The 18,105-nt window shown below is 59.9% G+C and carries 19 protein-coding genes and 1 pseudogene; 11 read left to right on the top strand and 9 right to left on the bottom strand.

All coding sequences use genetic code 11. The features are described from left to right. Positions 1 to 65: 65 nt before the first annotated feature. Together POF45_RS08925 and def are read left to right on the top strand one after the other, a co-directional pair. Complete coding sequence (locus POF45_RS08925) at positions 66 to 1,010, top strand: YihY/virulence factor BrkB family protein (RefSeq protein ID WP_259495976.1); 945 nt, start codon at positions 66 to 68, stop codon at positions 1,008 to 1,010. Between the two features lie 2 nt (positions 1,011 to 1,012). Beyond that, positions 1,013 to 1,552 carry a peptide deformylase gene (gene def, locus POF45_RS08920; RefSeq protein ID WP_259495974.1) on the top strand — a complete coding sequence of 180 codons (540 nt, stop codon included), beginning with the start codon at positions 1,013 to 1,015 and terminating at the stop codon, positions 1,550 to 1,552. 70 nt (positions 1,553 to 1,622) lie between these two features. Here the strand turns inward: def and POF45_RS08915 are convergent, their stop codons facing one another. Then, positions 1,623 to 2,444: a class I SAM-dependent methyltransferase gene (locus POF45_RS08915; protein WP_282315541.1), complete on the bottom strand. Its 822-nt coding sequence runs from the start codon at positions 2,442 to 2,444 to the stop codon at positions 1,623 to 1,625. A 60-nt stretch (positions 2,445 to 2,504) separates the two neighbouring features. Beyond that, positions 2,505 to 2,942 carry a GNAT family N-acetyltransferase gene (locus POF45_RS08910; protein WP_259495971.1) on the bottom strand — a complete coding sequence of 146 codons (438 nt, stop codon included), beginning with the start codon at positions 2,940 to 2,942 and terminating at the stop codon, positions 2,505 to 2,507. A 345-nt stretch (positions 2,943 to 3,287) separates the two neighbouring features. Between POF45_RS08910 and POF45_RS08905 the strand changes: the two genes are divergently transcribed. The 4 genes from POF45_RS08905 (at position 3,288) to POF45_RS08890 (ending at position 6,733) form a co-directional block, all read left to right on the top strand. Next, positions 3,288 to 4,229, top strand: a complete 942-nt coding sequence (locus tag POF45_RS08905; RefSeq protein WP_282315540.1) for a fatty acid desaturase — start codon at positions 3,288 to 3,290, stop codon at positions 4,227 to 4,229. Positions 4,230 to 4,277: 48 nt separating this feature from the next. Continuing rightward, a complete protein-coding gene (locus tag POF45_RS08900) occupies positions 4,278 to 5,069 on the top strand; it encodes a phosphate/phosphite/phosphonate ABC transporter substrate-binding protein (protein ID WP_282315539.1) in 792 nt (263 codons plus the stop codon). A 117-nt stretch (positions 5,070 to 5,186) separates the two neighbouring features. Continuing rightward, positions 5,187 to 5,723, top strand: coding sequence for a sigma-70 family RNA polymerase sigma factor (locus POF45_RS08895; protein WP_282315538.1), 537 nt, complete (start codon positions 5,187 to 5,189; stop codon positions 5,721 to 5,723). Next, complete coding sequence (locus POF45_RS08890) at positions 5,720 to 6,733, top strand: ABC transporter substrate-binding protein (protein WP_282315537.1); 1,014 nt, start codon at positions 5,720 to 5,722, stop codon at positions 6,731 to 6,733. The genes POF45_RS08895 and POF45_RS08890 overlap by 4 nt, the downstream gene beginning before the upstream one ends. 195 nt (positions 6,734 to 6,928) lie before the next feature. Here POF45_RS08890 and gstA read toward each other — a convergent pair whose 3' ends face one another. Further along, a complete protein-coding gene (gene gstA / locus POF45_RS08885; RefSeq protein ID WP_259495962.1) occupies positions 6,929 to 7,531 on the bottom strand; it encodes a glutathione transferase GstA in 603 nt (200 codons plus the stop codon). A 538-nt stretch (positions 7,532 to 8,069) separates the two neighbouring features. Here gstA and POF45_RS29845 point away from each other — a divergent pair. Both POF45_RS29845 and POF45_RS29840 read left to right on the top strand, forming a co-directional pair. Then, positions 8,070 to 8,846 (top strand): annotated as a pseudogene (locus POF45_RS29845) (PAS domain-containing protein); the annotation flags it as partial. After that, positions 8,820 to 9,389, top strand: coding sequence for a methyl-accepting chemotaxis protein (locus tag POF45_RS29840; RefSeq protein WP_431978604.1), 570 nt, complete (start codon positions 8,820 to 8,822; stop codon positions 9,387 to 9,389). The pseudogene POF45_RS29845 and the gene POF45_RS29840, both read left to right, overlap by 27 nt. 89 nt (positions 9,390 to 9,478) lie before the next feature. Here the strand turns inward: POF45_RS29840 and POF45_RS08875 are convergent, their stop codons facing one another. From POF45_RS08875 to POF45_RS08855, 5 genes are all read right to left on the bottom strand, one after another. Next, positions 9,479 to 10,042 carry a hypothetical protein gene (locus POF45_RS08875; protein ID WP_282315535.1) on the bottom strand — a complete coding sequence of 188 codons (564 nt, stop codon included), beginning with the start codon at positions 10,040 to 10,042 and terminating at the stop codon, positions 9,479 to 9,481. A gap of 143 nt (positions 10,043 to 10,185) precedes the next feature. Then, complete coding sequence (locus POF45_RS08870; RefSeq protein WP_259495957.1) at positions 10,186 to 11,610, bottom strand: MFS transporter; 1,425 nt, start codon at positions 11,608 to 11,610, stop codon at positions 10,186 to 10,188. Positions 11,611 to 11,735: 125 nt separating this feature from the next. Continuing rightward, positions 11,736 to 12,476, bottom strand: coding sequence for an NAD-dependent epimerase/dehydratase family protein (locus POF45_RS08865; protein ID WP_282315534.1), 741 nt, complete (start codon positions 12,474 to 12,476; stop codon positions 11,736 to 11,738). Positions 12,477 to 12,574: 98 nt separating this feature from the next. Further along, positions 12,575 to 13,207 (bottom strand): glutathione S-transferase family protein, encoded by a 633-nt coding sequence (locus POF45_RS08860; RefSeq protein ID WP_259495955.1) that lies wholly within the window; start codon positions 13,205 to 13,207, stop codon positions 12,575 to 12,577. Between the two features lie 64 nt (positions 13,208 to 13,271). Continuing rightward, positions 13,272 to 13,712 carry a PACE efflux transporter gene (locus POF45_RS08855; protein ID WP_282315533.1) on the bottom strand — a complete coding sequence of 147 codons (441 nt, stop codon included), beginning with the start codon at positions 13,710 to 13,712 and terminating at the stop codon, positions 13,272 to 13,274. A gap of 130 nt (positions 13,713 to 13,842) precedes the next feature. On the opposite strand from POF45_RS08855, the gene POF45_RS08850 reads away from it, so the two are divergent. Continuing rightward, positions 13,843 to 14,721 (top strand): LysR family transcriptional regulator, encoded by an 879-nt coding sequence (locus tag POF45_RS08850; protein ID WP_282315532.1) that lies wholly within the window; start codon positions 13,843 to 13,845, stop codon positions 14,719 to 14,721. Between the two features lie 64 nt (positions 14,722 to 14,785). On the opposite strand, the gene gntR is transcribed toward POF45_RS08850, so the two are convergent. After that, positions 14,786 to 15,817 (bottom strand): HTH-type transcriptional regulator GntR, encoded by a 1,032-nt coding sequence (gene gntR, locus POF45_RS08845; protein ID WP_259495952.1) that lies wholly within the window; start codon positions 15,815 to 15,817, stop codon positions 14,786 to 14,788. A 215-nt stretch (positions 15,818 to 16,032) separates the two neighbouring features. On the opposite strand from gntR, the gene POF45_RS08840 reads away from it, so the two are divergent. Next, a complete protein-coding gene (locus POF45_RS08840) occupies positions 16,033 to 16,566 on the top strand; it encodes a gluconokinase (protein WP_259495951.1) in 534 nt (177 codons plus the stop codon). A gap of 82 nt (positions 16,567 to 16,648) precedes the next feature. After that, complete coding sequence (locus tag POF45_RS08835; RefSeq protein WP_259495950.1) at positions 16,649 to 18,001, top strand: GntP family permease; 1,353 nt, start codon at positions 16,649 to 16,651, stop codon at positions 17,999 to 18,001. Positions 18,002 to 18,105 lie beyond the last annotated feature (104 nt).

Raw genomic sequence — 18,105 nt, 5'->3', positions numbered from 1 at the left:
TTGATGTAGAAAACGGCCCCTGAGTCGCCACGACTTCAACCTTTTTGCGGCGAAAGGAGACGCTAATGATTTTCCCGGACATGAAAGGCCAGCCCCTGCACCTGGTCATGGTGCGCACGGTCAAAGAATTCATCGACGATGAAATGTCGACCTACGCCTCGGCACTGGCCTACCAGATGCTGTTCTCGCTGTTCCCCTTCATTCTGTTCCTGATCGCCCTGATCGGTTTCCTGCACCTGCCGGACTTCTTCACCTGGTTGCGCCTGCAATCTGAACTGGTGCTGCCGCCCCAGGCGCTGGATCAGGTGAACCCGGTGATCGACCAATTGCAGCAATCCAAGGGCGGCCTGTTGTCGGTCGGTATCGTGATCGCCCTTTATACCGCCTCGGCCGGTGTGCGGCTGATGATGAACGCGATGAACGCGGCCTATGACGTGGTCGAGGGCCGGCCGATCTGGAAGCGCTTCCCGCTGTCGGTTTTCTACACCATCGGCATCGCCGGCATGTTGCTGGCCGCCGCCGCGCTGATGGTGCTCGGGCCCCAGGTGATGGGTTGGATTGCCTCGCAGGTCGGGCTGGAAGACTTTATCGTCACGGTGTGGACCATCGCCCGCTGGCCGGTGATCGTGATCCTGATGATGGTCGCGGTGGCGCTGATCTACTACGTCACCCCGGACGTCAAACAGGAGTTTCGCTTCATCACGCCGGGCTCGGTACTGGCGGTCGTGGTGTGGATTATCGCGTCCCTGGGTTTCGCGTTTTACGTCAAGACCTTCGCCAACTACAACGCCATGTATGGCAGTATCGGCGCGATCATCGTGCTGTTGCTGTACTTCTACATTTCCGCCGCGGTGCTGCTGCTCGGCGCGGAGATGAATGCGGTGATCGAACACATGTCGAGCGAAGGCAAGGACCCCGGCGAAAAAGTCCCTGGCGAGCACGACGACAAACAACACGTATCGGGACTGGGACGGGACCACTCGCTCAAACCGACCACTGACGAAGCCTGACCATGATCCGTGAAATTTTGAAAATGGGCGATGAACGCCTGCTGCGCATTGCCCCGCCGGTGCCGTCCGAGATGTTCGACAGCCCCGAGTTGTGGCAATTGATCGACGACATGTTCCAGACCATGGAAAGCGTTGGCGGCGTCGGCCTGGCTGCGCCGCAAGTCGGTGTCGACCTGCAACTGGTGATCTTCGGTTTCGAGCACAGCGAGCGTTATCCCGACGCTGAAGCCGTGCCGCAGACCATTCTGATCAACCCGTTGATCACACCGCTTGATCCGAGCCTGGAAGAAGGCTTTGAGGGGTGCTTGTCGGTGCCGGGACTGCGCGGTGCGGTGGATCGCTATCAGCACATTCGCTACGAGGGATTCGATCCCAAGGGCCAGCCCATCGTGCGCATTGCCTCGGGGTTTCATGCGCGGGTGGTGCAGCACGAATGCGATCACCTGATTGGCCGCTTGTACCCGTCGCGGATCAGCGATTTCAGCAAGTTCGGGTATACCGAAGTGCTGTTCCCGGAGCTGGATCCCAACGCGGACGAATGAATTCACAACATAACAATGTGGGAGCGAGCAAGCTCGCTCCCACATTTGATTGTTATTGACTGTTAAATCTTCACTTCGCAGGTTTGACGAACCGCAACGTCATCCGGTCCGACTCGCCAATCGCCAGGTATTTCGCCTTGTCCTTCTCCCCCAGTGTCAGCGTCGGCGGCAAGGTCCAGACGCCTTCAGGGTAATCCTTGGCGTCCTTGGCATTGGCATTGATCTCGCTCTTGGCCTCAAGCTTGAATCCGGCATCGGTCGCCAGTTTCACCACATAGGCGGTGGTCAGGTAACCGCTGTGCTTGATCTCGTCCAGCGAAGCGCCGTCCCTGGCCCGGTGATCCACCACGCCGAGTACGCCACCGGGTTTGAGCACCTTGAAGAACGACTCGAACATCAGTGGCGCCGTGTCGGCCAGCACCCAGTTGTGCACGTTACGAAAAGTCAGCACGGTGTCCGCCGAACCGGGTTTACCGAGCACCGGGGCCTTGGGGTCGAACTCGACCACCTGGGCCTTGGCGTATTGCGCAGGGGAGGCAGCGAATTTTTCCTTGAGGGTTTGTTCGTTCTTGCGCGCGGAGTCACTGACGCTCGGCGCCTGGACAGCCGCAATGTAGGTGCCTTGATCCTTGAGCAACGGCGCCAGCAATTCGCTGTACCAACCGGCGCCGGGGGTGATTTCGATGAGCGTCTGGTTCGCGCGCAGACCAAAGAACTGCAGGCTCTGCTGCGGATGCCGGTAGGCGTCGCGCACCCCGTTCTGCGGCGCGCGCCAGGTGCCTTTGAGTACCTCGGCGTAGCGTTCGCTGGAAATCGCTTGTGTATCGGCGGCATGCGCCAGGACCGGGGCGAGCAGTGCGGCAAGGGTCAGGGTCAGAAGGGCGGGTTTCATGGCGCGTCCTGTTGAAGTCGAAGTCGACCCTGAGGCTAGCACGCAGCAATCAAAGGCCGATCACCCATTATCGATGGACGACCTCGCCAACGGTTCTAAGCCCATGCTGATCATTGGTTTGCTCCGGGCATAGCGGCTCAGGCGCTCAGCCATTGCCTGAGGCAACTGCGGATTGAACGCAAACCCGCGCCGCTCATAAAACCCGCGCAAATCCGGGTGGCAGAACAGCCAGACTGGCTGCTCAAGGCCTTCGATGGCACGAGCGATCAACGCCGCCGCCACACCTTGCTCACGGCACGCCGGATCGACAAACAACCCCGTCAACCAATGCCCGCCAGCAACGGGCCGCAAACACAGCGCAGCGACGATCTCCTCACGCCTGGCCACCCACAGTTGCGCATCGCGCACTGCTTTCATCGGCGATTGGTGGGCGCGGTAAAACTTGTTCATCAGCGGCCATAACGGCTCGGCGAGCAGGGTGTATTGGGTGTCGGGCATGGTTTCTGACTGTCGGTGCACAAAGCGGGGGATTATAAAAGAACGCGGGCGAGGCGATAGGTGTATACCTGATCTCACATCCCGTATGAGTGGAGTACGTATCATGGCCAAAGGCATGGATTCAAAGAAAGCAGCGAAGAAAAAACCGGCAAAGACCGCCGATGAAAAACGCGCGGACAAGAAGGCCAAGAAGGTGGACGTGTTCGGTCATTAAGCCACACAGACCCTTCCCCGTAGGAGCCGCCTTCTGCAGCTTCTACGGGGGGTGTTGAAATAATCAAATAATCTGCAAGAAATCCACACGCTGTTGCACAGAAGGGAAAGATCCCCGTTCTGAGCAAAGCCATGCCCCATTATTTCGATGCCGCCCACCGCAATGAAATCGAAACCCTGCGCCAACGCCTGACCGCTCGCACCGAGTGGCCAACCTGGCTGTTGTTGATCGGCGTGTATGTCGGCTGGTTCAGCCTCGTCCTGATGAGCAACCGACTGGGAGTTTGGTGGAGCACCGCCTTGCTGATTCCGCTGCTGGTGTTGTGGCTGTCGGTCCAGCACGAGTTGTTGCACGGCCACCCCACGCGTTGGCTGACGCTCAATAAACTCCTCGGTTACGCCCCGTTTGCCGTCTGGTATCCGTATACGCTTTATCGCGACAGCCATTTGCTGCACCACCGCGACGAAGACCTGACCATCCCTGGCCGCGACCCTGAAAGTCGCTATCTCACCGCGCATGATTGGCGGCACAGTTCGCTGTTCGAGCGAAACCTGCACTGGCTGAACAAAACCGTATTCGGTCGTTTCATGCTCGGCGCTCCCTTGGCGTTGTTCAGCCTGGCCAAAGAAGAGCTGCGCCGCCTGCGCAACGCTGAGCGACAGGCCTGGTGGATGTGGCTGACCCACGGCATGCTTACGGTATTGATGCTGGTATTCATTGCCCGCTACAGCCTCCTGCCGGTGTGGCATTACCTGTTGCTGGTCAGCGTGCCGGCGCTGTCGATTGCGATGATCCGCTCCTACTATGAACACCGTCCCCACGCGCAGCCTGAGCAACGTACCGTGCTGAACGAAGCGGGTTGGCCATGGCGCTGGCTGTTTCTGAACCTGAATTTTCATTTGGTGCACCACGATTTACCGGGGCTGCCCTGGTATGACCTGCCCAAGGCTTATCGCGCCCGCCGCGAGCAGTGGCAGGCGCGCAGCGGTGGGTTTGTGGTGCTGGGGTATGGGCAGTTGTGGCGCGAAAACGGATTGAAGGCCATCGACAGCCCGAAGCACCCATTTCACTGATTGAAATACACTCACAGTCGAGGGATATTTTTTTGCAGGGAGATTTTGATGACATCTCACATCGCCGAGCTATTGATGTACGTCGCCCCAGAGCCCATCCGCCAGGCCAACGAACGCTGGCTGGCGCTTATCCTTGAGCGTCTCAACAGCACACGTCTGGAGGCACAAAATCTCTCGTTGCCAGACATCTGGTTGTCCCCCGACCTGCTACTCACCCAAACTTGCGGCTACCCACTCATGACCGCCCTGCGCGGCCAGGTCCGGGTCGTCGGCCGCCCTCGCTACGAACTGCCCGATGCCAACGGCGGCAACCACTGCAGCCTGCTGATCAGTCGCGCCGATGATGCGCGACGAACCTTGCCCGCATTCTTCGACAGCCGTGGCGTGATCAACGGCGAAGACTCCAACAGCGGCATGAACCTGCTGCGCCATCGCCTGGCGCCGTTGCACCGCGAAGGGCGGTTCTTCGCCAGCGTGGGTATCAGCGGCAGCCACCGCGAGAGCCTGCGCTGGCTGCGCGATGATCTGGCGGATCTGGCCGCCATCGACAGCGTCACGTTCGCCTACCTGGCCCGGCACGCCGAAGAGGAAGTGACCGGCCTGCGGGTCATTGCTCGCAGCGCGTTCAGCCCGACCTTGCCGTACATCACCGCCGTAACCGCCAGCGATCAACAGTTGGAGGCGCTTCGACGGGTGATGAACAGCGCCCTGCACGAACTGCCCGAGGTCGCCGAAGTCCTCGGCCTGCAAGAGATTTTGCCGGCCAGCGACGGCGATTATCAGGTGCTGCTCGACTATCAGCAGGAAGCCGAATCGCTGGGGTATGGGCGTCTACGTTGAAATGCACTAATCGAATATAAAAATGCTTTTTAAGTATTATTAAAGAATAAGGCACCTTGCTAGGATCGCGCCACCGGATCACCGGACATCCAGCGACCCTTCATCCAAGGAGCCCTTATGTCCGGCGCCGACTTTTCCCATCGCAACGCCGTGGGCGCATTGTTCTGCGCTCATTACTCCTGGCTGTGCACACGCCTGTACCGACATCTGGGGGCCATTTCCTGTGTCGAAGACATCGCCGCCCAGACCTTTGTGATTCTGTTGGAGTCGCCCGGCCTGACGCCGATCCGCGAGCCGCGTGCCTTGCTGACCACCATCGCCCAGCGCTTGATTTATCAGCTCTGGCGTCGGCGGGATCTGGAGCGCCAGCACCTCGATCAACTGCAAGACGATGATTGCGCCCAGGCCAGGTCCCCTGAAGACCTGCTGCAACTGACGCAAGCCCTGCAGAGCCTCGACCGCACCCTCGACCGTCTGCCGGGCAAAGTCCGGGCGACATTTCTGTTATCCCGCCTCGACGGCCTGACCTACCCGCAAATCGCCGCCGAACTGGGCATTTCCCAGCGCTCGGTGAGTATGTACATGACTCGCTCCCACGCCCTGTGCCTGCGCCACAGCGCCAATCAATCCGTGAATCGAATGAGGTCCGCATGAGATCAATAAAAAACCTGCTCGGCAGTTCGCTGCTGGCCCTGAGCCTGGTGGCCACCCAGGCCCCGGCGGCGGAGAAAGCCGCCCCTATCCACTTCGGCGACATCACCTGGGAAAGCGGCAGCCTGATCACCGAGATCCTGCGGATCATTGTCGAAAAGGGCTACGGCTATCCGACCGATACACTGCCGGGCAGCACCGTCAGCCTCGAAGCAGCGCTTGCCAAGAACGACATTCAGGTGATCGGCGAGGAATGGGCCGGGCGCAGTCCGGCCTGGGTCAAGGCGTCAGCCGAGGGCAAGGTGTTTGGTCTTGGCGATACGGTCAAAGGCGCCACCGAAGGCTGGTGGGTACCGGAATACGTGATCAAGGGCGACCCGGAACGCGGCATCAAACCGCTGGCGCCGGAGCTTAAATCCGTCGCCGACCTGGCGCGCTACAAAGATGTGTTCCGTGACCCGGAAGACCCCAGCCGAGGCCGCTTCCTCAACAGCCCCACCGGCTGGACCTCGGAAATCGTCAACAGTCAGAAGCTCAAGGCCTATGAGCTGACCGACAGCTTCGTCAACTTCCGCACCGGTTCCGGCGCGGCACTGGATGCCGAGGTTGCGTCGTCGATTCGCCGGGGCAAACCGGTGCTGTTCTATTACTGGTCGCCGACACCGCTGCTGGGGCGTTTCAAATTGGTGAAACTCGAAGAGCCGCCGTTCGACGCCGAAGCCTGGAAGACCCTGGCCGACGCCAACAACCCGCACCCCAAAGGCACCCGCTCGATGCCGGCGAGCTTGGCGATTGGCGTGTCCGCACCGTTCAAGGCGCAGTACCCGGATCTGGTGGCGTTCTTTGAAAAGGTCGACTTGCCGATTGATCTGCTGAACCAGACGCTGGCGCAGATGAGCGAGAAGCGTCAGCAGCCACGGCAGGTGGCCGAGGCGTTTTTGCGTGATCAGCCACAGGTGTGGAAGGCCTGGGTGCCGGGGGAGGTGGCTGCCAAGGTGAGTGGGAGTTTGTAGTTTTTTCTGGTGATGTTGTATTGACCGATCTACCGCTTTCGTCAGAACGCCGCCCGGAGCAGGCTCGCGAATGATCTGAAGCCTTACACCCATTCAGCCGTTTTCGCGAGCAAGCCCATTCCCACATTTAACCGGGATTTCATGAGAGAACTCGGTCAAATGTGGGAGCGAGCTTGCTCGCGATGGTTTGAAGCCCTACGCCAACTCAGCCGCCAACGCCGCCTTCACGCCAGGCCGCGAATCCACTCGGGCCTGGAACCTGGCCAGCGCCGGCCACTGACCCAGATCGATATCAAACACCCGAGTCCAGCGCAGCACCGTAAACAGATACGCATCCACCACACTGAACCCGCTCGCCAGCAGGTAATCCTGTTGTTCCAGGGTCTGGCTCAACACCGCAAAACGCTTGAACAGTTTTTGTTTGATCAGTGTTTTCACCTCATCGGGTAGCTGCGAATTGAACAGCCACCCGAGCCCGCCATGAACCTCGGTCGAGACGAAGTTCAGCCATTCCTGCAACCGCACGCGCTCGAAGGTGCCGTTTGCCGGTGCCAGGTTGGCCTCGGGCCGCAGATCCGCCAGGTATTGCAGGATCGCCGGGCCTTCGGTCAGCACCTGGCGGTTATCCAGTTGCAGGGCGGCGACATAACCCTTGGGGTTGATGGCGAGGAAGTCGTCACCGGTGGCGGTCTTCTTGGTGCTGTTGTCGACACGGACCAGTTCGAACGGCAGATCCAGTTCGCGTAGCACAATGTGCGGCGCCAGGGAGCAGGCTTGCGGGGAGAAATATAACTTCATGGAATGTGCTCTGTTGGACGAAGCCTTGCAGTGTCATGTCCGTCAGCGCACTTCGTAAAATGAAATTTTAAATGAACGCCAGGGATTGAGCTGCCGTGCACAGCGCTTATCCAGTCCGGCTTTTGTCCTGAAAGCCCCGGATACTGGCCGACTAATGGCCTTGCGCCGGTCGGGGGGCTGTCTATGCTGACTCGTAACTCATTATGTCGGCCGCCATGTAAACGATTCGCGCGCGCATGGGGCCGTGGAAAAGCACTGTCAAGAGTGCGCATTTCAAGGCGCCTCATACCGAGCAACAGGGAGCGTCAAATACATGGAGTTACTTGGGAAAAGTTAGGGCTGGCCCGACGCCGGGCGATCAAGAGCAGGATGTCTTGATAAGAGTGTTGCCACATGGACGCTCCGATTAAACATCATTTTATCACCTGACAAATCCTTCCGTTGGAGGGACGCGTGTGGCTGTTCCGTGGGACGTAGTGGATCTTGAAAGACCAGCAACTTTCATTCATCAAAAGACCGCGCTGAAGGTGATACAACCATGTTTAACCTACATCACAAGGCTGACTTGCTGGAGATTGAACGGTTCAACTGTGCATTGACCGAGACCAATGCCAAGTTGGCAGCCGTCAGCCGGTCCATGGCGATGATCGAGTTCAGCCCCGACGGTGTGATACTCGATGCCAACGAAAACTTCTGCAAAACCATGGGCTACAGTGCCGAAGAAATTCGCGGCAAACATCATCGGATCTTTTGCGAAGAAGCGTTCTATCGCAGCGAGGAATACGCGAAATTATGGCGTGATCTGGCGCGCGGTGAACCGCTCAGCGGCACCTTTTTACGGCTGGACAAAAACGGCAAGGAGATCTGGCTCGAAGCCAGTTACATGCCGGTGTACGGCGCCGATCACCAGGTCAGAAGCGTGATCAAAGTGGCTGCGGACATTTCCGCCCGGATTGACCAGGAACACGAAAACGAAAGCATGCTGGCGGCCATTGGTCGTTCCATGGCAGTGATCGAATTTACCCCGGACGGTCGGGTCATCACCGCCAACGAAAACTTTCTGAAAACCATGCACTATTCGCTCAATGAAATCGTCGGCCAGCACCACAGCATGTTTTGCCACCGTGCCGAAGCAGAGTCATCGGCGTACAAGGCGTTTTGGGCGTCACTCAACCGTGGCGAATATCACTCGCACCGTTTCGAGCGCAAAGACAAGTACGGTCATACGGTGTTTCTCGAAGCGTCCTACAACCCGTTGTTCGATACCAAAGGCCGGTTGTACAAAGTGGTGAAGTTCGCCAGCGACATCACTCATCAGGTCACGACCCTGCAGACCGCCGCCGAATCGGCCCACAGCACCTCGGTACAAAACGACGCCTGCGCGCAGAAAGGCTCGCAGGTGGTGCAGCAAACCGTGCAGATCATTCAAGACATTTCCCGCGACCTCAACGCAGCGGCGCTGAGTATCGATGCGGTGAGCAAGCAGTCCGACATCATCGGCACCATCGTCCAGACCATTCGTGGCATCGCTGACCAGACCAATCTGTTGGCGCTCAACGCGGCCATCGAAGCCGCGCGAGCCGGGGCGCACGGGCGCGGGTTTGCGGTGGTGGCCGATGAAGTCCGCAGCCTTGCGGCCCGCACCAGTCAGGCGACGCTGGAGATCGTCGAAGTGGTGCGCAAGAACCATGACTTGTCATTGAGCGCGGTGTCGAGCATGCAATCGAGCTTGAGCCGAACCGGATTGGGCGTGGAACTGGCGAACGAGGCGGGGGAGGTGATTCTGGAGATACAGCAAGGATCGCGGCATGTGGTGGATGCGATCAGCCAGTTCAACTCGACGTTGCAACTGAACTAGAAAACACTGCAATACCCTGTGGGAGCGAGCTTGCTCGCTCCCACAGGTTTTGTGTTTGGCCGACAAATATCAGTTGTCAGCGAGACCTGTCAGAGCGAAGCCAGCAACTTTTCAGTCGCCTGAGGTTGGTTGACATCGGTGCCGGTGTTGCCGTTTTCGTTGTCAGCCTTGGCCAGTTTCACCTTGTCTTCCAGGCGCTGGGCAATCTCTTTGCTGACGGCCAGCTGCTTCTCCGGCGGCATGGCTTTCAATTGGTCCTCGGTAATGCCCATCTCCTGCAGGACACTGTCGCGCAGACGCTGTTCCGGCGTCTTGCTCATGTAGTCCTTGAAGTCGGTCATCGCGGCACTGTCGGTCGAGGTGGCCGCGGTGCTGGCGGTTGACGCGTCAGTCGCTTGCAGGTTGACCCGGGTCTTGGCGAACGCCTCATCAATGTTGTCACTGATGGTCGATGCAGCGCCGACTTGCTGGGTAGCCGAAGCCAGATCGGACGCCAGGGCATCGTTGCTGTCCTGGGCCGGTTGCGGCACGGCATTGTTTTGCGCGCTCTGGATTAGACCGCTGTACAGCGCGCTGGCGGCGGCCGTGGTCGGGTCCATGTCCTGGCGCAGGGTGGGCTGAATGATTGTCGCTTTCTGGGCACTGACCAACATGATGGGTAAGCCTGTAAGTGATTGCTGTCCCGAGGGCAGCAGCAATTAGCGTGCCGTTGTCCGAACCCCTGATTTACGCGGGCTGGGGGCGCACCATGCGGTCAAGCGTTGCCGCTTGGCGGCAGCAGTCGACCGCCGCGGCGTCAGCGATGGGCAATGTTTTCCAGGGCCAGGTTGCGGGTGCGCGGGCCGAAATAACCGATGGTCAGCATCACGATCAACATGCTGCTGACAATGAACGCCAGCACCCCCGGCGTGCCGAAGTGCTCGAGGAAAATCCCGATCAGCAGACTGCTGAACACCGTCGACAATCGACTGAAGGAATAACAGAAACCCACCGCCCGGGCACGGATGTTGGTGGGGAACAGTTCGCTCTGGTAGGAGTGATAAGCGAAGCTCAGCCACGCATTGCAGAAGGTGATCATCACCCCGCAGACGATCAGCCCGAGCGCGCTGGTTTGCAGGGCGAACAGCGTACCGAAGGTCATGGCGCCCAGGGCCGAGCCGACGATCTGCCATTTGTTCTCGAAACGGTTGGCGAACTTCACGAACAGCAGCGGCCCCAGCGGATAGGCGAGGGTGATGATGAAGGCGTACATCAGGCTGTGGGTCACGCTCACGCCCTGACCGGAAAGTAGCGCCGGCAGCCAGTTGCCGAAGCCAAAAAAGCCGATGGCCTGAAACACATGGAAGACGATCAGCATCAACGCCCGGCGACGATAGGGCGGCTGCCAGATGTCGGCGAAACGGCCAGTGCCCTGAACATCCACCGCCGCCAGCTCCGGCTCATCCAGCGGCTTGCGCTGGTCCTGCACACAGCGCGCCTCGATGCCATCGAGGATCTTGCCGGCCTCATCGAACCGCCCATGCTGCGCCAGCCAGCGCGGCGACTCCGGCAGCCGCTTGCGCAGCCACCAGATAAACAGCGCAAACACCGCACTGGCCAGCACCACCCAGCGCCAGCCCGACACGCCGAACGGCGCTTGCGGCACCAGCCACCAGGACATCAGCGCCACCGCCGGCACCGACAGGAACTGCACAAAAAAGGCGAAGGCAAACGCCGAACTGCGCATGCGCTTGGGCACCAGTTCCGAGAGGTAGGCGTCGATGGTCACCAGCTCGATGCCCAGGCCGATCCCCACCAGAAAGCGCATGCAGATGATGCCCAGCGCCGAACTCTGCACGCCCATCAGCACCGTGGCGACCGTGTACCCGATCAAGGCAAAGGTGAAAATCGCCCGCCGGCCAAAGCGGTCGGCCAAGGGGCTGAGCAGACTCGCACCGAGGAATAGCCCGAGAAAGGTCGCCGAAGCGAAGGCGGCCTGGTCGGAAAAGCCGAACACGCCCTGGCTGCCGGTGGCAAAGATGCCGTCCTTGATCAGACCGGGGCTGATATAGGCCGTCTGAAACAGATCATAAAGCTCAAAAAAACCACCGATGGACAGCAACGCCACCAGGCGCCAGATCGTGGCCACGGCGGGCAGCCGGTCGATGCGGGCAGAAATGTGTGCGGCGCGAATGGGGTCGATACCGTCTGATTGAACGGCGGCAGGGGCGTGGGCAGTCATGGGCTGATCCGATGCGTGTTGAACGGGAAGCTTAGCCTGCTATCTGAAATCATTGCTTGTGAATCCCGGCGCATTTTTTTCGAAATGCGCCGGGGAATTGCTCTAACGGCTTGGGTTTTAACGGTTTATGGCGCGATGGGGATATCAAACGTCTGAAACGCGTCGTCCATCGGCTGATAGCCCAGCACCCGTGTGGTTTCGCTGAGGTCCAGACGTTTGAAGCGGTTGTTGGAAATGCCATGGGCAATCAGGTGCTGCACGCCTTCGACTTCCACCGCTTTTTGCAGCAATTGCACCGCATCCCGTGGGCTGAGCCAGGCGCTCAGATCGCGGGCGTTGGTCAGTTCATGCCGTTCGGGGAATTCGAATGCGCCGATGCGAATGGCGATGGTCGAGAGCCCACGTTTGGCGGCGTAGAACGCGCACAGCGCCTCGCCGTAACATTTACTGACGCCATACAGGTTGGCGGGCATGACCTGCATGCCCGGCGTGATCTGCCGGTCCACCGGATAACCTTCGATGGTCTGCGCGCTGCTGGCGAACACCAGACGTTTGCAGCCGGCATTCGCAGCGGCCTCGAACAGGTAAGTGGTGGCCAGGATGTTATTGGGCAGCAGTTCATCGAAGGTCGCCGTGGCGTGGGGGATGCCGGCGAGGTGGACGATGACGTCGATGCCTTCCAAAGCGGCACCGACAGCGGCTGGATCAGCCAGATCCAGCCGCACGAAGCGGTGGGGCGCCTCGACCGCAAAGTCGGGCTCGATGCGATCAGCCAGCACGAACGTGTAGCGATCCTTCGAGGCTTCGAAGAAGGTCTTGCCGATTCTGCCGCAGGCGCCGGTGAGCAGTACGTTGAGTCCGTTCATATGTGTCTCTTGTTGGGGGAGGGATATCGGTCAGTGAAGGATGGCCACAGGTTTATGGAACGATGTGATTGACGGGTATCAGGGCGAGGTTTTCCGGGTTACGGCACGCCGTTGCAACCGTATTTCAGGAACCCCGGGCGCTGTGCCAGGCGTTGCAAATAGTGCTCGACAGCGGGGTAGTCGGGCCGCTGCATGGGCGTCATCCGCCAACGATTGACCGACAGGCCGATAACGATGTCGGCCAGCGTGAACCGTGGCCCGGCGACATAAGCGTCGGTGGCCGCGAGTTGTTGTTCAAGAATGCCCATCTTGCGGTTCCAGTCATCGACACCGAGCGCAATCTGCTGCGGGTCCTGATACTCGGGATCGTTGCGTACCAGCGCGGTGAAGGCGTAGCTCCAGGACCGATTGAGTTCGGTGGCCTGCCAGTCCATCCACTGTTCTACCCGGGCACGCGCCGCCGGTTCGCTGGGCAGCAAGTCAGTGCTGTGCTGTTTGCCCGCCAGATACCGGCAAATGGTGTTGGATTCCCACAACACCCCGGCGTCATCGATGATTACCGGCACCTGGGCGTTGGGGTTGAGCTGGAGAAACTCGGGGCTGTGGGTCGAGGCGAAACCGCTGCCCCAATCCTCACGCTCGTAGGAAACGCCCAGTTCCTCGCAGGTCCAGAGGACTTTTCTGACGTTGATGGACGAGGCCTTTCCCAGAATTTTCAGTGCGTGTTCCATGACGCTGCTCCTGTGGCGAATCGACGCCTGAGGAATCTATCAGCGTGTTCGCCAATGAGCGACCTCAATTATTCTCGACAGGATCCGGCAGCGCCGAGGCCGGCAATCCGAAGGTGCGGTCGAACAGCCAGTTGAAGGCGAAGGTGTAGCAGGGGATGAAGAGGATCAGCGCCAGGTCCAGCAGGAACGCTTCTACCAGTGTGATGTTCATCCACCAGGCGATCAGGGGGATGAGAAACACGATCAGTGTCAGCTGAAAACCCACGGCATGGGCGATACGCCGTTTGACGGTGCGAGTGCGCGAGGGCTGGCGACTTTCCCAGCGCTCGAACAGCGTGGTGTAGATGAAGTTCCAGGTGACCGCGATGGTGGTGATGATCACGGCCAACGGGCCGGTGCTGCTGGGCGAGGTGCCGGACAACAGCGCCAGGCCAAGGGCGGAGAAGGTCATGCCGAACATTTCGAACAGCGCTACATAGACCAGTTTACGTTTGATGCCTTGCATGGTGAGTAGCCTCTTTCTTGCGAATCCGGGCCAGCTTGCAGAAAAGGCGCTGGCTTGGACGACGAAAGATAGCTTCAATAGAGGTGATAGAAAAAGTCGGAAGCTTTCAGTTTTATTGACAGGACAAGTAATGAACTTCAACAGCGACAGCATTGAACTGTTTCTTGCAGTGATTGAGCGCGGTTCGTTTTCCGCTGCGGCGCGTGCGCTGGGCAAGGTGCCTTCGGCGGTGAGCATGGGCATTGCAAACCTGGAAGCCGAACTCGGTTACCTGCTGTTCGACCGCAGCCATCGCGAGCCGGTGCCGACCGCCATGGCCAACGCTCTGGTGCCTCATGCGCGATTGATTGCCGGGCAGCTCAAGCAGTTGCAGGTGCATGCGCTGGAGTTGTCGCTGGGGCTGGAGAGCAAGCTGTCCATCGGCGTGGTGGCAGACATCCACAAGGGCCGCTTGATGGCGGCAATCAAGGCGATTGCCGAGCGTCATCCGCTGCTGGAAATCGAAGTGCTCAGCGCGCCTCAGGATGACGTGCTGGCGCTGCTGCACAGCGGCCGGGTCAACGTCTGCCTGGCGTTCGCCGGGTTGAGCATGAACGCGCTGGAGCGTTTCCAGTTTGTCGGCAGCGAGCGGATCATCGCCACGCTGGCGGCGGACAGCCCATTGCTGCAGGGCCAGGATGTATTTCTTGAAGACCTGGTGCATGTGCGGCAGATCTTCGTCGCCAGCCGCGACCTGCCGATCAGCGACACCCGGCCATTGGTGGCCGAGTCCTGCTGGCGGACCGACACGTTAAGCGCTGCGCTGGAGATGGTCGAAGCGGGCCTGGGCTGGGGCAATTTTCCGCTGTCGGTGGTGCAGCCGCTGCTGGATGCCGGACGCCTCAAACGTCTGAGTTTCCGCAACATCGACAATGGCCTGGTGCTGCCGGTGCATGCGGTGTGGCTCAAGAGCCAGCCGTTGCAGAAGGGCGCGCTGGCGTTGGTGAAGTTGATGTCTGCACAGGTCTAAGGTGCAGCGCAATTCCCTGTGGGAGCGAGCAAGACAGTTGCTCCCACCAGGTAAGTCTCAAACCTTAAGTACTCTCACGCACCTTCAACTCAAACCCCATGTCCTGCACCGGCTTGGCCACCGGGTTGCCCGCCAGCAACGTCAGCATCAATTCCGCCGCACGCCGGCCGATCGCTTCGCGCGGGGTGCTGATGCTGCTCAGGCGCGGCACCATGTGTTCCGAGGCGGGCAAGTCGTTGAAGCCGAGAATCGCCACCTGTTCAGGGATCTTGATCCCGCACCGCATCGCTTCCAGCAGCGCGCCCTGGGCCAGGTCGTCGTTGCCGAAGAAAATCGCATCGACATCCGGATGCGCCGCCATCAGCTGCAGGAACAACTCCCCACCCAGCCCCACGGACGAGGCACGGGGCGTCAGCACTTCCAGGTCCGGGTCATACAGACCGGCGTTTTGCAGGGTGCGACGAAAACCTTCGCCACGCAGCAGGGTGCGCTGGTCCAGTTGCGCGCCGATGTAGGCCAGACGTTTGCGGCCACGGGACAGCAGGTGTTCAGCAGCGGTTTCCCCGGCGTTCAGTTGCGAAAACCCGACGCAATTAAGCCCCGCTGCAGTGTCCAGCTCCATCATATAGACGCAGGGAATGTTGCTGGCCTCGATCATCCGCCGCGAACTTTCGGTGCGGTCGAAGCCGGTCAGCAGCAGGCCACGCGGCTGATACGCCATGTAGTTGCGCAGCAGGTTCTCTTCTTCATCACGCGAGTAATGGAAGTTGCCGATCAGCACTTCGAAGCCTTTGGGGCGCAGCACTTGGTGAATGGCTTCCAGGGTATCGATGAACAGCAGGTTGGACAGCGAAGGCACCAGCACCACCACCGAATGGCCCTGGGCCGAAGCCAAGGCACGGGCGGCGGGGTTGACCACGTAGTTGAGGTCGAGCGCGGCTTTCTGCACTTTTTCCACCAGTTCGGTGGCGACCGTACTGACGCCGCGCAAGGCGCGCGAAGCGGTAATCGGGCTGACACCGGCCAGGCGCGCCACTTCATTGAGGGTAGGACGGCCGGTAGTGCGAGTATTTTTATCGTTTTTAGAGGGGGTCATCAGACGGCTTGCCAAACAAAATTCAAGACACTAAGGTAGCGCTGTCCCGAAGCAGCTGCAAATGCGTAAGCGAGTTCTGCCTGAACCTCGCTTTTCGGCGTTGGGAACGAACATGCTGCAACCCACAAAAATGACAAGAAGGCGTCGGCAACTTCTACTTTTGGTCTAGTGTCATAACTGGCAAAGGTAGCGCTGTCTGCGTGCTGAGGTGTTACATGAATCATCCCATCACCGCCCTGGTCATCATGGGCGTTGCCGGTTGCGGCAAGACCTGCGTCAGCGAGGCCTTGTGCCAGCTCAGCGGCGCGACCGCCATTGAAGGCGACACTTTCCACCCTGCCGCCAACATCGCCAAGATGAGCGCTGGCATTCCCCTCGACGACGAAGACCGTGCCGGCTGGCTCGACAGCCTGTGCGACGAACTGCGCCGCGTTGATGCCCTCGGCGAACGCCCGGTGCTGACCTGTTCGGCGCTCAAACACAGCTACCGCGAACGTCTGCGCAGCGCCTTGCCGGGGCTGGGTTTCGTGTTCCTGGAATTGACGCCTGAAGTCGCGGCCGACCGTGTGTCCCATCGTCCCGGCCACTTCATGCCGTCGACCTTGATCGACAGCCAGTTCGCCACCCTTGAATCCCCGGTCGGCGAGCCGTTGACCCTGGCCCTCGATGCCTCCCATCACAGCGTCGCTGAACTGGCCGGTCAGGCCCACCACTGGTGGCTGCAACACGGCCTGAAATTCGCGGTATGAATCTTGTTAACAGAGCTGGCGCTACGCTGATGGCGTGCGAATTCCCCGTTTTAATAACAACAACAAACAGGAGACACCCCTAATGTTTGGCATGTCCCACGAGACGTTCCTGCTGGTTGACGCAGTGGTCACGGTCATCGGACTCATCGTCCTGATCACCAAATTCAAACTGCATCCGTTCATTGCCCTGATCATCGCGGCAGCCTTTCTCGGCCTGACTTCCGGCATGCCGGTGGGCACCATCCTCAAGGCGTTCCAGGACGGCTTCGGCGGGGTGCTGGGCTTTGTCGGGATCATCCTGGCACTGGGCACGATGCTCGGCAAGATGATGGCCGAATCGGGCGGGGCAGATCAGATTGCGCAGACGCTGATTCGCGCATTCGGCAAAGAGCGCGTGCAGTGGGCAATGATGTTCGCGGCGTTCCTGGTCGGCATTCCGCTGTTCTTCGAAATCGGCTTCGTGCTGCTGATTCCGCTGGTGTTCATCGTTGCCCGGCGTACCGGCGTGTCGATCATCAAGATCGGTATCCCGCTGCTGGCTGGCCTGTCCGCCGTGCATGGCCTGGTTCCGCCGCATCCGGGGCCGTTGCTGGCCATTGGCGTGTTCGGTGCCGACATTGGTAAAACCATTCTGTACGGTCTGATCGTGGCGTTGCCGACGGCGATCATCGCCGGTCCGATCTACGGCACCTTTATCTCCAAATACATTCCGGGCCATGCCAATCAGGAGCTGGTTGATCAACTGGCCCGTGAACCGGAAGCGGCGACGCTGCCAAGCTTCGGCATCACCCTGGTCACCGTGCTGCTGCCGGTGTTCCTGATGCTGCTCAAGACTTTTGCCGACGTCGCGCTGCCGGACGGGCATTTCTTTCGCGGCTGGATGGACCTGATCGGTCACCCGATCTCGGCGTTGTTGCTGGCGTTGTTGCTGTCGCTGTACACCTTTGGCCACCGTCAGGGCATCGGTTCGAAACAGATCCTCAAACTGCTGGATGCGAGCCTCGCGCCTACCGCCGCGATCATTCTGATCATCGGTGCCGGTGGTGGCTTCAAGCAGATGCTGGTCACCAGCGGCGTGGGTGACGTGATCGGCCACATGGCGGTGAACGCGCAGATCTCGCCGATCCTGCTGGCCTGGCTGGTGGCAGCGGTGATTCGCGTGGCCACCGGCTCTGCAACCGTGGCGACCATCACGGGCGCGGGCATTGTGGTGCCGGTGGTGGGCATGATTCCGGGGGTGAACCGCGAGCTGCTGGTGCTGGCGACCGGCGCCGGTTCGCTGATCCTGTCCCACGTCAACGACGCGGGTTTCTGGCTGGTGAAACAGTACTTCAACATGACCGTGGCCGAGACGTTCAAGACCTGGACCGCAATGGAGACCATCCTGTCGATCGTGGCGCTGGGCTTTATCATGCTGCTGTCGTTGTTCGTTTAAGCACACCGCTGAACCAATGCAGGAACTCGGTCAAATGTGGGGGCTGGCTTGCCTGCGATAGCATCACCTCGGTATTCCTGACACATCGAGGTGCCTGCATCGCA

The sequence above is a fragment of the Pseudomonas fungipugnans genome (genome assembly GCF_029955235.1).
Classification (GTDB): domain Bacteria; phylum Pseudomonadota; class Gammaproteobacteria; order Pseudomonadales; family Pseudomonadaceae; genus Aquipseudomonas; species Aquipseudomonas fungipugnans.
Note: the sequence above shows the minus strand (reverse complement) of the source record. Positions and strands in the feature narration are given on the sequence as shown.

Excerpts from the sequence above, each read along its gene's own strand:
- gntR (WP_259495952.1), bottom strand. The coding sequence starts at position 15,817 with ATGACCCCCTCTAAAAACGATAAAAATACTCGCACTACCGGCCGTCCT.
- POF45_RS08875 (WP_282315535.1), bottom strand. The coding sequence starts at position 10,042 with ATGTTGGTCAGTGCCCAGAAAGCGACAATCATTCAGCCCACCCTGCGC.
- POF45_RS08870 (WP_259495957.1), bottom strand. The coding sequence starts at position 11,610 with ATGACTGCCCACGCCCCTGCCGCCGTTCAATCAGACGGTATCGACCCC.
- POF45_RS08900 (WP_282315539.1), top strand. The coding sequence starts at position 4,278 with ATGACATCTCACATCGCCGAGCTATTGATGTACGTCGCCCCAGAGCCC.
- POF45_RS08865 (WP_282315534.1), bottom strand. The coding sequence starts at position 12,476 with ATGAACGGACTCAACGTACTGCTCACCGGCGCCTGCGGCAGAATCGGC.
- POF45_RS08835 (WP_259495950.1), top strand. The coding sequence starts at position 16,649 with ATGTTTGGCATGTCCCACGAGACGTTCCTGCTGGTTGACGCAGTGGTC.
- def (WP_259495974.1), top strand. The coding sequence starts at position 1,013 with ATGATCCGTGAAATTTTGAAAATGGGCGATGAACGCCTGCTGCGCATT.
- gstA (WP_259495962.1), bottom strand. The coding sequence starts at position 7,531 with ATGAAGTTATATTTCTCCCCGCAAGCCTGCTCCCTGGCGCCGCACATT.
- POF45_RS08915 (WP_282315541.1), bottom strand. The coding sequence starts at position 2,444 with ATGAAACCCGCCCTTCTGACCCTGACCCTTGCCGCACTGCTCGCCCCG.
- POF45_RS08860 (WP_259495955.1), bottom strand. The coding sequence starts at position 13,207 with ATGGAACACGCACTGAAAATTCTGGGAAAGGCCTCGTCCATCAACGTC.
- POF45_RS08855 (WP_282315533.1), bottom strand. The coding sequence starts at position 13,712 with ATGCAAGGCATCAAACGTAAACTGGTCTATGTAGCGCTGTTCGAAATG.
- POF45_RS08840 (WP_259495951.1), top strand. The coding sequence starts at position 16,033 with ATGAATCATCCCATCACCGCCCTGGTCATCATGGGCGTTGCCGGTTGC.
- POF45_RS08890 (WP_282315537.1), top strand. The coding sequence starts at position 5,720 with ATGAGATCAATAAAAAACCTGCTCGGCAGTTCGCTGCTGGCCCTGAGC.
- POF45_RS08910 (WP_259495971.1), bottom strand. The coding sequence starts at position 2,942 with ATGCCCGACACCCAATACACCCTGCTCGCCGAGCCGTTATGGCCGCTG.
- POF45_RS08895 (WP_282315538.1), top strand. The coding sequence starts at position 5,187 with ATGTCCGGCGCCGACTTTTCCCATCGCAACGCCGTGGGCGCATTGTTC.
- POF45_RS08905 (WP_282315540.1), top strand. The coding sequence starts at position 3,288 with ATGCCCCATTATTTCGATGCCGCCCACCGCAATGAAATCGAAACCCTG.
- POF45_RS08850 (WP_282315532.1), top strand. The coding sequence starts at position 13,843 with ATGAACTTCAACAGCGACAGCATTGAACTGTTTCTTGCAGTGATTGAG.
- POF45_RS08925 (WP_259495976.1), top strand. The coding sequence starts at position 66 with ATGATTTTCCCGGACATGAAAGGCCAGCCCCTGCACCTGGTCATGGTG.